Origin of the sequence: Mesorhizobium sp. BH1-1-4 (genome assembly GCF_020165665.1) — a bacterium.
Classification (GTDB): domain Bacteria; phylum Pseudomonadota; class Alphaproteobacteria; order Rhizobiales; family Rhizobiaceae; genus Mesorhizobium.
This window is the reverse complement of the sequence record NZ_JAIUIN010000015.1, coordinates 54607-68465: the sequence shown is the minus strand read 5'-3', so window position 1 is coordinate 68465 and position 13859 is coordinate 54607. Positions and strand designations below refer to the sequence as shown.

Sequence of the window (13859 nt, the reverse complement as noted above, 5' to 3'; positions counted from 1 at the left end):
CGTCAGCCGATGATCGCAAGCGGCCGATTTGCCGCCGCCGATGTCCGCAAGGCGGCGAGACAGCCGAGAATGCCGAGCGGCACGAAGGCGAGGAACAGCCAGCTCGCGACATTGGCCGCCGCGTCATGGTTCAGGCCTTGCGAAAAACCGCTGGCATTGGCGACGATGCCGGCAAGGGCGGCGCCCACGGCGTAGCCGATGCGCTGCATGGTCGGCACCGCGGCCGAGGCGATGGTCTGTTCGTCGTCCGGGGCGGAGGCGACGATGACGCGGGTCAGGAACGGCCAGGCGATGCCGAACCCACCGCCCTGCAACAGGGCGCAGACCAGGATCAACGGGATCGAGCCTTGGGGTATCGTGTAGGCGAAGCCGGCGATGCCCGCCGCGATCATCAGTGCGCCGCAGACGATGATCAGCCGCTCGCGCCGCGGCGGCGCGTTGGCGACGAGGATCGACAGGATCGACCAGGCGATCGATTCGGCGGCGATGATGTAGCCGGTGGTCAGCAGAGGAATGTCGTGCAGGCTGGTCAAGAGCAGCGGTCCGTAGACGCCGAAGGAGCAGGTCGCGATGGAAAAGGCGGCGACCATGGTCATGCCGGCGCCGACCGGCGTGCGCCATGAAAACAGCCGCGCCGGGAACAGCCGGGAGCGCGGCTTCAGCGCGTCGATGTAGAAGAACAGCGCCAGCCCGGCGAGGCCCAGCACGATCAGCAGCGAGGAACGCAACAGGGCGATGTCGACGCCGGCCGAGGCAATCAGCACCACGGCAATGGCAAGGCAGGCAAGCGCCATGAACGGGAAAGGCGGCGCCTTGCCCGCGCCTGTGCTGGGTCTCTTCGCCTCCGGCGTGTCGAGCACGACGAAGCTTGCCAGTGCCATTGCGGTGCCGCCCAGGGTGAAGACGCCGAAGGCCCAGCGCCATGACAGCAACTCGGTCATAACAGCGCCGAGCAGGGGACCGCTGAAGGCAGCGACGCCCCAGATCGCCGACATGATGCCGAAAAGCTGCGGCCAGATGGCACGCGAAAACAGCCGCTCCACCGAGACAAAGGCCAGCGACACCAGCGCGCCGCCGCCAAGCCCCTCGATCAGCCGGCCGGCCAGGAACAGTTGCATGGACGGCGAAGTGGCGCAGATCAGCGCCCCGGCAGCGTAAAGAAGCGCCGCGACCACCATGTTGGTGCGCAGCGCCACGTAGCTCACCAGCCGTCCGGCCGCGGCGCCGGCGACGATGGCGCCGAGTTCGTAGATCGCCAGCGACCAGCCGACGAGCTGCACGCCGGCCAGTTCGCCGACCATGGCCGGCATCACCGTCGCCACCATTGTCTCATTGGTGGCGTGCAGCAGGATGCCGAGGCTGATGAAGCAGAAGCGCGCCAGGTCGCCGCTTGCCCACAATGCCCGCCAGTCGACCCTGTTCGTGCTGATCTCGGTCATGTCCATCCCTGCCTCTGCATATCGCGATGCCGGCGCACGGCACCAGAAGCCAGCAAGGGTTTCCGGCAGGACCATGCGTGTCGATAGCGCCGGATAACGCGCCAGTAGGGGGCGCCGGTCCGGTCGGGGTGGGCTTGTAGGACCTCAACCGCAGTTGAGCTCAAGCGGTTTGTTTCAGTGGACCATCGCAACGTTCGAGATTGGCCGAAGCCTTCCCAACTTCGTCATCCACGGGCGGAGCAGCCGCGTAGCGGCGTCGCGAAGACCCGAGGATCCATGCCGCGACCTCTGCCGAAGGGTGCAGCGGAGCAGTACTCTGCACCGTTGCAGCGCTCAGGAGTCCCGGCATGGATCCTGGGGTCTGCGCCGCGTCGCTTCGCTCCTTGCTACGCCCCAGGATGACGAAGCGGTGAGTGGCCGCCTTCGGTCTCACCAGTCAGTTCTCGGTGCTGCGCAGCTGGAACTGGCTGACGCCGATGGCTAGGTTGACGCCGGTTTGCGTCTGCAGGCTGAGCGGCTGCAAGGTGAAGGCTTGCGAGGAGCCGCCGACCAGGAGATTGGCGCCAGCGCCGACGGCCGCGGTCACTTCGGCGCTGGCGCCGATATAGTCACCCGCCAAGGCGCCCGGCGCGTAGATGTTCTTCAGCGGCGTCAGCACCAGCCAACGCATCGCCGCCTGCTTGGTCGTGCCGATGTCGAGGCCGTATTTGTTGACGGCGCCGAAATAGGCTTCCGGGGCGAAGGTCTTGTCGGCCGGAGTGAAGGTGCAGCTCAGATCCTTGCTCGAACCGAAAATGAAACCGGTGCCGCCCGATATGGCGCATTCAAGCGTGCCGAGTTCGATGCCCTGATCTTGCGCTCGTGCCGGGCCGGCAAGCACGGTTGCGATTACGGCAACGGCAATGGCTGTCCTCGGCATGGCGTCCCCCAAAATCAAAAACGGCGCGGAACCATCCTATCGGGTTCCGCGCCGCGAAGTGAAGGGCCTGGAGCCGAGGCTCCAATCCGCTTATTTGAGCGAGTGGATCAGTTCCAGCGACGTCACGGCCACGGCGAGGTTGACGCCGGTCTGCGCCTGGACGCTGAGCGGCTCCAGCATGAAGGCGCTGTCGAAGCCGCCGACCAGCAGGTTGGCGCCGCCGCCGGTCACGACGCTCGCCTCGGCGTTGACGCCGTAATAGCTGCCGGCAAGGTCGCCAGCGTCACGATCGCGGGTCGCGGCAAAAACGGCCCAGACGAGCTGGCCCTGATGCGTCTTGCCGAGATCGACGCCGATCTTGGAGATGACGCCGGTGTAAATTTCCGACGGACCGTGATGGTAGGGGCGGAAAACGCAGGACACACCCTTGTTGGAGGCGACGATATAGCCGGTGCCGCCATCGATGGTGCAGTCGAGGGTGCCGAGCTGCAGCTTGCCGGCGCTGGCCGGAGCGGCGGCGAACACGGTCGTTGCAAGGGCGGCGGCGCAGACGAGTTTCTTGATCATGGGAGGGTCCTTTCGCAGTCAGTCTTCGGTAACGTCTCGGGTCCCGCGACCGTTCCGCTGAAAACTTGGCGCGAACAAGGCAAGGGTCAACGGCTTGCCGCCGGGGTTAACGCGGGGTTGCCGGTTTGAGGGCGATATGCCTCGCCGCGTGCCCTTTTGGACACGCACAATGTAACTGGCGCTTGCGCGGGCTTTGCAGAGGCCGATGTCAGCTGACGCGGGCGAGGCCGTCCTTGGCCGGCTGGTAGCTTGGGTTGAGGCGCACGGCCTCGCGATAGGACTTCGCCGCCTTGGCCTTGTCGCCGCGCCGTTCGTAGATCAGCGCCTGGTTGGCCCAGGCCTCGGCGTTCTGGCCGTCGAGCTTGATGGCCATGTTGAAATCGGAGAAGGCGTTGTCCTCGTCGCCCGTCGCCAGATAGGAGAGGCCACGGCCGTTATAGGGCTCGGCCGCGTCGGGGGCCAGGGAGATGGCTGTCGAGAAATCCTCGATGGCGAATTTGTGCTGGCCCTGGCTCTGATAGATCAGACCGCGATTGTGGTAGGCGCGGGCGTCCGTCGTGTCGAGCTGGATCGCCTTCTGGAAGTCGGTGAAGGCATCCTGGGTGCGGCCGGCCTTACGGTAGAGATTGCCGCGGCCGATATAGGCGGCGTCGTAATTGCCGTTGATCTGGATCGAGCGGTTGTAGTCCGCAAGCGCTGCTTCCTGGTTGCCGAGGAAGCGCTGGATGAGGGCCCGGTTCGAATAGGCCTGGTAGAAATTCGGATTGAGCTGGATGGCCTGGTTGAAGTCCTTGAGCGCCGCCTGGTACTGGCCGCCGCGGCCATAGGCCGAGCCGCGCACATTGTAGCCCTCGGGATCCTGGGGATTGCGCTGGATCACCGCCGACAGCGAGGAGATGTTCTCGCTCGACCCTTGCGCCTTGTCGATGTTGTTGAACTCGCCAGCCGGGCCCGATGTCTGGCAGCCGGCAAGCACCAATCCGGAAAGCAGGGCCGCTGTCAGGGCGAAACCACGCAATGCGGTCCCGCGCTCCACGCTCGTTGCGTTCATGTCTGCCCTGTCCTCACTTGCGCCGTCGTTCGGGTCCGGTTCCCCCCTCCGGGCCGGTCATATCAAAATAAAAGGGTGGCGGCGATTCCGCATCGCGCCACCCTGGTATCCTTCGAAAAGGACGAAATATTGGCGATAATCAGCGCGGCGGACGCGCTGCACCGGCGGCACCGCCAGCAGCGACCGGACGCGGGGTCATCGGCAGCAGGCCTTCGCGCTGTGCGCGCTTGCGGGCCAGCTTGCGGGCACGGCGAACGGCTTCGGCCTTTTCACGGGCGCGCTTCTCGGAAGGCTTCTCGTAGTGGCCGCGCATCTTCATTTCGCGGAAAATGCCTTCGCGCTGCATCTTCTTCTTGAGCGCGCGAAGCGCCTGATCAACGTTATTGTCGCGGACGAGTACCTGCACGGGCAATCCTGTCTTTCGGGTTTGATATCAACAGGCAAGTAGCCATAGCCACAAGCCTCCGCGGCGCTCGACACCACGAATTGTGGCGGCTGATAGCAGAATCAAGCCTCGCTGTCCACAGTCGAAATGAGAGACGGCAGCCAAATTGCCACGGTCGCCTGGAGATAGGGCGCCGTTACGCCGTGGCCAGGTGCAGCCGCTCGAAATCCTCGAAGAACTCTCCGTAATCGCAGGTGATCTCCTCGCCGACGGCGATATCGCGGGTCGCGGTCGCGCCGCCATAGTGCGAGAAGTCGGTGTTCGGCGTGGCCGAATGGTTCATGAAGCGGCCGTTGTCGACCTCGTAGACCATGAAACCGGGCTTGTCCGGGCTCGGATAGGCGTAGCGGTCGAGCAATTCCTTCAGGGGCGGCGAGGCCGTCTCGTATTTGTCCATCGGGATCAGCCGGTCGAAATCCGGGTCCAGCCGCCAGATCGAGGCGCCTTTCGCGACCGGCTCGGCGGCGAACATGCCGACGCCTTCGATGGCGCTCTGGGCGACATAGGTTCGGATCAGCATCATGGCTTCAAGACCCGTTTTGGTAGAAGGACCCGTTTCGACAGGAAACGAAATCGCCAAATCGGGCGCAAAAAGCAAGACCGGCGGCCTGCGTCACAACGACGAACAGGCCTGTTCCCCGTAAAAATCCTTCACGTCCGGTTGATCGACACGCCGCCATCGGCAAACAGCGCGGTTCCCGTGGTGAAGCTCGAGGCGTCGGAGGCGAGGTACAGCGCGGAGCGGGCGATCTCTCGCGGTTGCGCCATGCGCTTCAGGGCATGGAGGCCCTCGACAAAGGCGCGGGCCTCGGGCGTGGTCGTGGTCGCGCCTGGCGTCTCGGTGCCGCCCGGCAGCAGCGCGTTGACGCGCAGTCCCTTCGGTCCGTATTCGGCGGCCAACACCTGCGTCAAGCCGATCAGGCCTGCCTTGGCGGCGGCGTAGGCGGCCATGCCCGGCATGCCGGCGGTGTAACCGACAAAGCTCGACGTGAAGATCAGCGAGCCGCCGCCGCGCTCCAGCATGGCCGGTATCTGATACTTCGCGCCGAGAAAGGCGCTGGTCAAATTGGTGTCCATCGTCCCGTGCCATGTCCGTGCCGACATGTCGGGGACTGGTCCCATCAGTCCGACGGAGCCGGCATTGTTCAACGCGATGTCGAGTCCTCCGAAGCTGCCGACCGCCAGCTCGACGAGGGCTTTCGCGTAGGTCTCGTCGGTGACGTCCCCCGCGAGGGCGACGGCCGTGCCGCCGGCGTCCTCGATTTCGGCGGCGAGCGCATCAAGCTCCGTTTGGCGGCGGGCGGAAATGACGAGCCTGGCGCCCTCCTCGGCGAACAGCTTTGCGGTGGCGCGGCCAATGCCGGAACTGGCGCCGGTGACGATGGCGATCTTGTTGGTGAGTGCGAGCATCTTTTGCATCCCTGTCCTTCGCGCCGGTCTCGCCGGCAATCGGGATGCTTGGTCACAGATCGGGCCGGGCAGAGCCACCCGATACGTGCCAATGTGCGATGCCTCGCTTGCGTCTTTTTCAGCACGGCGCAAAACGGCAAGCGCCGTCGCAAACAGCGCAAGGATGGCAGCGCGGTTTCGCTAGTGATACACCTCGCGCGCCGGGGCTTGATGATGAACGCCCGGCTGCCATTTGCGAGGCTGGACCGTGAAGAAATACTCTGTATTCGCCATCGCCCGCGAGGCCATGCGCGGCCACAAGGGCTGGGAGGAGCAATGGTCCTCGCCCGAGCCGAAGAAGGAATACGACGTCATCATCGTCGGCGCCGGCGGCCATGGCCTGGCCACCGCCTATTATCTCGCCACGGTGCACGGCATCACCAATGTCGCGGTGCTGGAAAAGGGCTGGCTCGGCGGCGGCAACACCGGCCGCAACACCACCATCATCCGTTCGAACTATCTCTATGACGAGAGCGCCGGCATTTATGACCATGCCCTGAAGCTGTGGGATGGGCTCAGTCAGGAACTCAACTACAACGTCATGTATTCGGCGCGCGGCGTCATGATGCTGGCCCACAATGTGCACGACATCCAGGTGCTGAAGCGCCACGTGCATGCCAACCGGCTCAACGGCATCGACAATGAATGGCTGACGCCTGAGCAGGCAAAGGAATTCTGCCCGCCGCTCAACACCTCGAAGGAGGCGCGCTATCCGGTCGTCGGAGCCGCCTTGCAGCGCCGCGGCGGCACGGCGCGCCACGACGCTGTCGCCTGGGGCTATGCGCGCGGCGCCTCGGCGCGCGGCGTGCACATCATCCAGAACTGCGAGGTTACCGGCGTCAAGCGCGCCGCCAATGGCGCGGTGACAGGCGTCGACACGACGCGCGGCTTCATCGGCGCGAAGAAGGTCGGCGTCGTCGCCGCCGGCCATTCCTCGGTCATCATGAATATGGCCGGCGTGCGCATGCCGCTGGAAAGCTATCCGCTGCAGGCGCTGGTGTCGGAGCCGATCAAGCCGGTCGTGCCTTGCGTTGTGATGTCGAACACGGTGCACGCCTATATCTCGCAGTCCGACAAGGGCGAACTCGTGATCGGCGCCGGCACCGATCAGTATGTCTCCTATTCGCAGACCGGTGGGCTGCACATCTTGCAGCATACGCTCGACGCCATCTGCGAGATGTTCCCGATCTTCACGCGCATGAAAATGCTGCGCTCGTGGGGCGGCATCGTCGACGTGACGCCCGACCGCTCGCCGATCCTGGCGAAGACGCCGGTGCCCGGCCTCTATGTCAATTGCGGCTGGGGCACGGGCGGCTTCAAGGCGACGCCCGGTTCGGGCCATGTCTTTGCCCACACCATCGCCAAGGACGATCCGCATCCGATCAACGCGCCCTTCACCATCGAGCGCTTCCGCACCGGCCGCCTCATCGACGAAGCGGCGGCGGCGGCGGTGGCGCACTGATGATGATGGCGCAGATGGCTGTCGCCATGCCGCTGATGCTGGCGGGGGAACAGGGCATGTTCCATTTTCCTTCGGCGGACGAATTCCGCACGCAGCCGATCAGCCGCGCTGGAAACGAGGCCAACTGGCCATTTACCGTCGACGACGGCGTCCTGGCCTGCGTGTGGAGTGGCGGCCAGAGAGTGGTCATGTTCGTGGAGAACAGACCCGCCGATCTCGACGAGGACGAACCGTTCGAGCCACGTCGCGTCATCGTCACGACCGATCCGATGCAACTCACCATCGGCAACATGGCGTATCGCGATCTGTTTCGCCCGGCCGCAAGCGTGGAGGAGCGCATCCGGCTCGTCGCGCCATTTGCGGCTATGGGCCAAAGGCTTTGCGACCAACCGGCCGGCGCCCACGTCGGTCACGGCGAATTGTAGGAACAAACACGATGCTTCTCATCCGCTGCCCCTATTGCGAGGAAGAGCGCCCGGAACTCGAATTCCGCAACGCCGGCGAGGCGCATATCGCGCGCTCGGCCAACATAGCAGGCGAGAGCGACGACGACTTCGAGAAGTTCTTCTTCATCCGCTCCAATCCCAAGGGCATCATTTATGAGCGCTGGCGGCACATGCATGGCTGCGCGCGCTTCTTCAACGCGGTGCGCGACACCGTGACCGACAAATTCGTCATGACCTACAAGGCCGGCGAGCCCAAACCCTCCAAGCTGCCCAAAAACTCCACCGAAGGAGTTGCAAAATGAGCGGCGCGTTGCGCATTTCCGGCGCCGGGCGCCTCAGCCAGGCCAAGACAGCCCGTTTCAGCTTCGATGGCCAGTCCTATACCGGCATCGAGGGCGACACGCTGGCCTCGGCGCTGCTTGCCAATGGCGTGCATCTGGTCGGCCGCTCGTTCAAATATCACCGCCCGCGCGGCATCCTGTCGGCCGGCGCGGAAGAGCCCAACGCGCTGGTGCAGATCGTGCGCGACGATGCGCGAAAGACGCCGAACGTGCGTGCGACCGTGCAGGAGCTCTATGACGGGCTCGCCGCCAACTCGCAGAACCGCTGGCCGTCGCTATCCTTCGACGTCGGCGCGGTCAACGACCTAGCCTCGCCGCTGTTTTCGGCCGGCTTCTACTACAAGACCTTCATGTGGCCGAAGGCGGCCTGGAAGAGCCTTTACGAGCCCAAGATCCGCGAAGCCGCCGGCCTCGGCGTTTCGCCCGACAAGCCCGATCCCGACCATTATTCCTCGCGCTACGCCCATTGCGACGTTCTGGTGCTGGGCGGCGGTGCGGCCGGTATCGCGGCGGCGTTAGCGGCGGCGGAGACCGGCGTTCGCGTCATCCTCGCCGACGAGCAGGCCGCGTTCGGCGGCAGCCTGCGATTCGAGTCTGGTGCGAAGATCGACGGTCAGGACGGCTTTGCCTGGGCGCAAGCGGCGATCGCCAGGTTGAGTTCAATGGACAATGTCCGCGTGCTCTCGCGCACCACGGCGTTCGGCTATTACGCGCAGAATTTCATCGGCCTGGTCGAGCGCGTCAGCGATCACCTGAAGGCTCCCGGCCACGATCTGCCGCGCGAGCGGCTCTGGCAGGTTCGCGCCAAGCGCGTGGTGCTGGCCTCCGGCGCCATCGAGCGCCATATGGTGTTCGCCAACAACGACCGGCCGGGCGTCATGCTGGCGGGAGCGGCACGCACTTTCCTCAATCATTATGGCGTCGCGGTCGGCAGGAATGTCGGCGTCTACACCGCCAATGACTCGGCGTACGCGGCCGCGATCGATCTGAAGAAGGCCGGCGTCAGCGTGGCGGCGATCGTCGATCTGCGCGACAACCCGACCGGCCCGGTGATCGACGAGGCGAGGGCGCTCGGCATCGAGATCAATTTCGGCCGTGCGGTGATCCGCGCCGGCGGCAAGCTGCGGGTGTCGTCGATGACGGTGCAGCCGAAGAATGGCGGCGGCGAGCGCACCATTCCCGTCGACGCGATCCTGATGTCGGCCGGCTGGACACCGTCGGTGCATCTGTTCTCGCAGTCGCGCGGCAAGGTCGCCTTCAACGACGAGACCAAGCGTTTCGTGCCCGGCACCTACGCGCAGGACTGCGTCTCGGTCGGCGCCTGCAACGGCACCGACGGCCTGTCGGCCTCGGTCGACGAGGCCTCTGCGGCGGGTGCCAAGGCGGCAAAGGAAACAGGCGGCAAGGTGTCCAAGGGCACCAAGCCGAAGGTGGATGCCTCCGAGAGCTGGTCGCGCGGCATGCTGGGCGCGGCGCCGGGCGCCGGGCCGGATACGACGGTGAAAGCCTTCGTCGATTTCCAGAACGACGTGACCGCCAAGGACATTCGCCAGGCGGTGCATGAAGGCATGCGCTCGATCGAGCACGTCAAGCGCTTCACCACCAATGGCATGGCGACGGACCAGGGCAAGACCTCCAACATGCACGGGCTGGCGATCGCCGCCGAGACGCTGGGCAAGCCGATCCCCGAGGTCGGGCTGACTACCTTCCGGGCGCCCTATACGCCTGTCACGTTCGGCGCGATCGTCAGTCATGCGCGCGGGCCGCTGTTCGACCCGACCCGCAAAACCGCGATCCATCCCTGGGCCGAGGCGCAAGGCGCGGTATTCGAGGATGTCGGCCAGTGGAAGCGCGCCTGGTATTTCCCCAAACCCGGCGAGAACATGCATGCGGCGGTCGACCGCGAATGCGTTGCCGTGCGCAACCAGGCTGGCCTGTTCGATGCCTCGACGCTCGGCAAGATCGAAGTCGTCGGGCCGGATGCGGCCAAGTTCATGGAGCTGCTCTACACCAATCCGTGGGAGAAGCTGGAACCCGGCCGCTGCCGCTATGGCATCATGCTGCGCGAGGACGGCTTCATCTATGATGACGGCGTCGTTGGCAGGCTGGCGCCGGACCGTTTCCATGTGACGACGACGACGGGCGGCGCGCCGCGTGTCATGAACCACATGGAGGATTATCTCCAGACCGAGTTCCCGCACCTTAATGTCTGGCTGACCTCGATCACCGAACAGTGGGCGGTCATCGCCGTGCAGGGACCCAAGTCGCGTGACATCATCGCGCCGCTGGTCGAAGGCATCGACATGTCCGACGAGGCGCTGCCGCATATGTCGGTGCGCGAGGGCAAGATCTGCGGCGTGCCGACGAGGCTGTTCCGCATGTCGTTCACCGGCGAGCGCGGTTTCGAGGTCAATGTGCCTGCCGACCATGGCCAGGCCGTCTGGGAAGCGTTGTGGGCGGAAGGCCAGAAGCATGGTGCCACCGCCTACGGCACCGAGGCGATGCACGTGCTGCGCGCCGAAAAGGGCTACATCATCGTCGGCCAGGACACGGACGGCACGGTGACGCCTAATGATGCCGGTCTCGACTGGGCGGTCGGCAAGAAGAAGACCGACTTTGTCGGCATTCGTGGCTTGAAGCGGCCGGATCTGGTGGCCAAGGGCCGCAAGCAATTGGTCGGCCTCAAGACCAAGGACCCCAAGGTGGTGCTGGAAGAAGGCGCGCAGATCGTCGAGGACCCAAAACAGGCCATCCCGATGAAGATGATTGGTCATGTCACATCGAGCTACTGGTCGCAAAATTGCGGCCGCTCCATCGCGCTGGCGCTGGTCGCCGGCGGGCGCGACCGAATGGGCGACACGCTCTACGTGCCGATGCCTGATGGGGTGATCGAGGTGGAGGTTACCGGCATGGTGTTCTTCGACGAGACGGGAGGGCGCCTCAATGGCTAAGGCTGCTGCAAAGACGACGGCGTCGTCCTCGGTCGAGCGGCGTCCGGCATTGGCCGGGCGCGCCACATCGGCGGCCGGCGTCAAGGTCGAGGTGCTGCCCCCGGCGGAGCGCATGTCGCTGCGGGCGCCGGAGGCTTCGCTTGCGGCGCTTTCGAAGGCGCTCGGCGTGACCTTGCCGAAGAAGCCGAAAACATCCGCGTCCAAGGCGGGGCGTACCGCACTGTGGCTTGGCCCGGACGAATGGCTTGTCATCGATGAAGCCGGCAAGGACCCGCTTGCCGATTGCGCGAAAGTTTCCGTCCTGCACTCGTCGGTCGGTATCTCGCACCGCAACATCGCGATTTCAGTTGCCGGCCCAGAGGCCGAGGCCACGGTCAATTCGGGCTGCCCGCAGGACCTGTCGCTCGAAGCCTTCCCGGTGGGAGCCGCTTCGCGCACCATCCTGGGCAAGGTCGAGATCGTGCTGTTGCGCACGGCCGAGGACGCCTTCAGGGTCGAGTGCTGGCGTTCCTTCTCGGACTATGTCTTTACTTTCCTGTCCGAGGGAGCCCGCGACGCCGCCGGCTGACCCGGAACGTTTGCCGCCCGCGTCCGTTGTGCGGCGACAGGTTCGAGGGAGAAGTGCCGATGCCGTCCGCGCCGAAATCGCCGAAAACCGCGGCAGTCCGCTCGCTTGAGCAGGAGCGGCATCAAGAAGCCAATGCTGAAGAGGAACTCGAGGAGGGCCTCGAGGACACGTTTCCAGCCAGCGATCCGGTGTCGATCACCGGGTCGGCCATTCCAGGCGCTCCGGCGAAACCCGGCGAGGCCAAGACCGTCCCCGGTCGCAAGTCCCGCAAGCCTTGATTTCCAAAAATTTTGGTTGAAGGCATCTTCCCAAGACCTCTATCGATGCGATATTCAAAGCGCTTTGGAGAGGAAAAATGCCTGTCAAAGCCGTAGTCTGGGGCGAAAACGTCCATGAACAGACCAATGCCGCCGTGCGCGACCTCTATCTCCTGACCATGCATGGCACGATTGCCGCCGCGCTCAACCAGGACAAGGGCATCGAGGCGACCACCGCCACCTTGCAGGAACCCGAGCACGGCCTGAGCGAGGCGCGCCTTGCCGCCACCGATGTCTTGCTGTGGTGGGGCCACGCCGCGCATGGCGAGGTCAAGGACGAGATCGTCGAGCGCGTGCAGAAGCGGGTCTGGGAAGGGATGGGTCTGATCGTGCTCCATTCCGGCCATTACTCGAAGATTTTCAAGCGGTTGATGGGCACGCCCTGTTCGCTGAAATGGCGCGAGGCGGGCGAGCGCGAGCGTGTCTGGGCGATCAACCGCGGCCACCCGATCGCGCAAGGCATCGGCGAGTGCCTGGAGATCGGCGAGACGGAAATGTATGGCGAGCCGTTCGCGGTGCCGGAGCCGCTGGAGACGGTGTTCATCTCCTGGTACGAGGGCGGCGAGGTGTTCCGCTCCGGCCTGACCTACCAGCGGGGCGCCGGAAAAATCTTCTACTTCTCACCGGGCCATGAGACCTATCCGATCTACCACAATGAAGGCGTTCAGCAGGTGCTGCGCAACGCCGTGCATTGGGCGCACAACCCGGCTCCGGCATGGTCCGGCATCACCAATGCGCCGAATGTACCGACGGACAAGGCCAAGGAGAAGATCGTCCAGAAAGGCCTGCGCCTGCATGCCGACGGTGACAGGGGGTTGAGCTGATGCATCGCCTGCTCTTGCTCGGCACCGGCTGGATCGCGGCCCATCATATCGAGGAGTTCGGCCAGGTTCCCGGCTGCGCCATCGTCGCTTGCGTGGACCAGCTGCCGGGCCGCGCGGCGGCGTTCGCCGCCGCCAACAAAATAGGTACTTTCTTCGAGAGCCTCGAAGCGGCGATTGCCTGGGGCGAGTTCGATGCCGCCATCAACGCGACGCCGGACCAGGTCCACAAGGCGACGACGCTGGCCCTGCTCGCCGCCGGGAAACATGTCTTCTGCGAGAAGCCGCTGGCGCCGACCTACGCCGATGCGCTTGCGATGAGCGAAGCCGCCGAGGCGGCCGGGCTCGTCAACATGGTCAACCTGACCTATCGCAACACACCGGTGATCCATGCGGCGCGGCGCATGGTGGAGGCCGGCGAGATCGGCGAGCTGCGCCATGTCGAGGCCAGCTACAGGCAAAGCTGGCTGGTCAGCAAGTTCTGGGGCGATTGGCGGGTCGACGACAAATGGCTGTGGCGCCTGTCGGGTCGGCACGGTTCGACAGGTGTTTTGGGCGATGTCGGCATCCATATCCTCGACTTCGCGACCTATGGGGCGGCCGAGGATATTGTCTCCCTGCATGCCGATCTGGTGACGTTTCCGAAGGCCGAGGGCGACCGCATCGGCGATTATGTGCTCGACGTCAATGACAGTCTGGCGATAACGGCGCGGCTCAGGTCAGGCGCGCTGGCCACGATCATGGCCAGCCGCTACACGACAGGCCATGGCAATGATCTGTCGCTGGCCCTACACGGCACCAAGGGCGCGATCAAGGTCGAGACCGATGGCAAGGTTTCGAAACTGTCCGCTTGCCTGGGCGACGACGTCGATCAGCACCGTTGGAGGACGCTGACGCCGCCTGACGTCAAACACAATGCCCGGCGCTTCGCCGATGCGCTGGACGCGGGACAGAACGGCGATCCGTCGTTCCGGCGCGCCGCCGAGATGCAGAAGCTGATCGACGCGGCCTTTCAGAGTTCGGCGGCCAAGCTGCCGGTCTCGATCGCTTGAAATCATCATGTGGCCGGCTGAGCGGCCACAA

15 protein-coding genes are annotated in these 13859 nt (G+C 64.9%); 8 read left to right on the top strand and 7 right to left on the bottom strand.

Features of this window, described 5'->3' with window-relative positions; all coding sequences use genetic code 11:
* Window positions 1-2 precede the first annotated feature (2 nt).
* The 7 genes from LB569_RS22395 to LB569_RS22365 all read right to left on the bottom strand — a co-directional run bounded on the left by LB569_RS22395 (window position 3) and on the right by LB569_RS22365 (window position 5831).
* Complete coding sequence (locus LB569_RS22395) at window positions 3-1439, bottom strand: MFS transporter (protein ID WP_224694123.1); 1437 nt, start codon at window positions 1437-1439, stop codon at window positions 3-5.
* Window positions 1440-1875: 436 nt separating this feature from the next.
* Entirely contained in the window at window positions 1876-2358 is a 483-nt protein-coding gene (locus LB569_RS22390; RefSeq protein ID WP_224694122.1) for a DUF992 domain-containing protein, read from the bottom strand.
* A gap of 90 nt (window positions 2359-2448) precedes the next feature.
* On the bottom strand, window positions 2449-2925 hold the full coding sequence (locus tag LB569_RS22385) for a DUF992 domain-containing protein (RefSeq protein ID WP_224539204.1): 477 nt from the start codon (window positions 2923-2925) through the stop codon (window positions 2449-2451).
* A 208-nt stretch (window positions 2926-3133) separates the two neighbouring features.
* On the bottom strand, window positions 3134-3976 hold the full coding sequence (locus tag LB569_RS22380; protein WP_140704270.1) for a tetratricopeptide repeat protein: 843 nt from the start codon (window positions 3974-3976) through the stop codon (window positions 3134-3136).
* Between the two features lie 139 nt (window positions 3977-4115).
* Window positions 4116-4382: a 30S ribosomal protein S21 gene (gene rpsU / locus LB569_RS22375; protein ID WP_010911429.1), complete on the bottom strand. Its 267-nt coding sequence runs from the start codon at window positions 4380-4382 to the stop codon at window positions 4116-4118.
* A gap of 175 nt (window positions 4383-4557) precedes the next feature.
* Window positions 4558-4944 (bottom strand): SET domain-containing protein, encoded by a 387-nt coding sequence (locus LB569_RS22370; RefSeq protein ID WP_224539201.1) that lies wholly within the window; start codon window positions 4942-4944, stop codon window positions 4558-4560.
* A 128-nt stretch (window positions 4945-5072) separates the two neighbouring features.
* Complete coding sequence (locus LB569_RS22365; RefSeq protein ID WP_224694121.1) at window positions 5073-5831, bottom strand: SDR family oxidoreductase; 759 nt, start codon at window positions 5829-5831, stop codon at window positions 5073-5075.
* Window positions 5832-6078: 247 nt separating this feature from the next.
* On the opposite strand from LB569_RS22365, the gene LB569_RS22360 reads away from it, so the two are divergent.
* The 8 genes from LB569_RS22360 to LB569_RS22325 all read left to right on the top strand — a co-directional run bounded on the left by LB569_RS22360 (window position 6079) and on the right by LB569_RS22325 (window position 13828).
* Complete coding sequence (locus tag LB569_RS22360) at window positions 6079-7332, top strand: sarcosine oxidase subunit beta (protein WP_224694120.1); 1254 nt, start codon at window positions 6079-6081, stop codon at window positions 7330-7332.
* Window positions 7333-7334: 2 nt separating this feature from the next.
* On the top strand, window positions 7335-7757 hold the full coding sequence (locus LB569_RS22355) for a hypothetical protein (RefSeq protein WP_140705023.1): 423 nt from the start codon (window positions 7335-7337) through the stop codon (window positions 7755-7757).
* Window positions 7758-7768: 11 nt separating this feature from the next.
* Window positions 7769-8080, top strand: coding sequence for a sarcosine oxidase subunit delta (locus LB569_RS22350; RefSeq protein WP_224694119.1), 312 nt, complete (start codon window positions 7769-7771; stop codon window positions 8078-8080).
* Window positions 8077-11070 carry a sarcosine oxidase subunit alpha gene (locus tag LB569_RS22345; RefSeq protein WP_224694118.1) on the top strand — a complete coding sequence of 998 codons (2994 nt, stop codon included), beginning with the start codon at window positions 8077-8079 and terminating at the stop codon, window positions 11068-11070. The genes LB569_RS22350 and LB569_RS22345 overlap by 4 nt, the downstream gene beginning before the upstream one ends.
* Entirely contained in the window at window positions 11063-11638 is a 576-nt protein-coding gene (locus tag LB569_RS22340) for a sarcosine oxidase subunit gamma (protein ID WP_224694117.1), read from the top strand. The genes LB569_RS22345 and LB569_RS22340 overlap by 8 nt, the downstream gene beginning before the upstream one ends.
* Before the next feature lie 53 nt (window positions 11639-11691).
* Window positions 11692-11916: a hypothetical protein gene (locus LB569_RS22335; protein WP_224694116.1), complete on the top strand. Its 225-nt coding sequence runs from the start codon at window positions 11692-11694 to the stop codon at window positions 11914-11916.
* Window positions 11917-11993: 77 nt separating this feature from the next.
* A complete protein-coding gene (locus LB569_RS22330; protein WP_224694115.1) occupies window positions 11994-12779 on the top strand; it encodes a ThuA domain-containing protein in 786 nt (261 codons plus the stop codon).
* Complete coding sequence (locus LB569_RS22325) at window positions 12779-13828, top strand: Gfo/Idh/MocA family protein (RefSeq protein WP_224694114.1); 1050 nt, start codon at window positions 12779-12781, stop codon at window positions 13826-13828. The genes LB569_RS22330 and LB569_RS22325 overlap by 1 nt, the downstream gene beginning before the upstream one ends.
* Window positions 13829-13859: the final 31 nt, after the last annotated feature.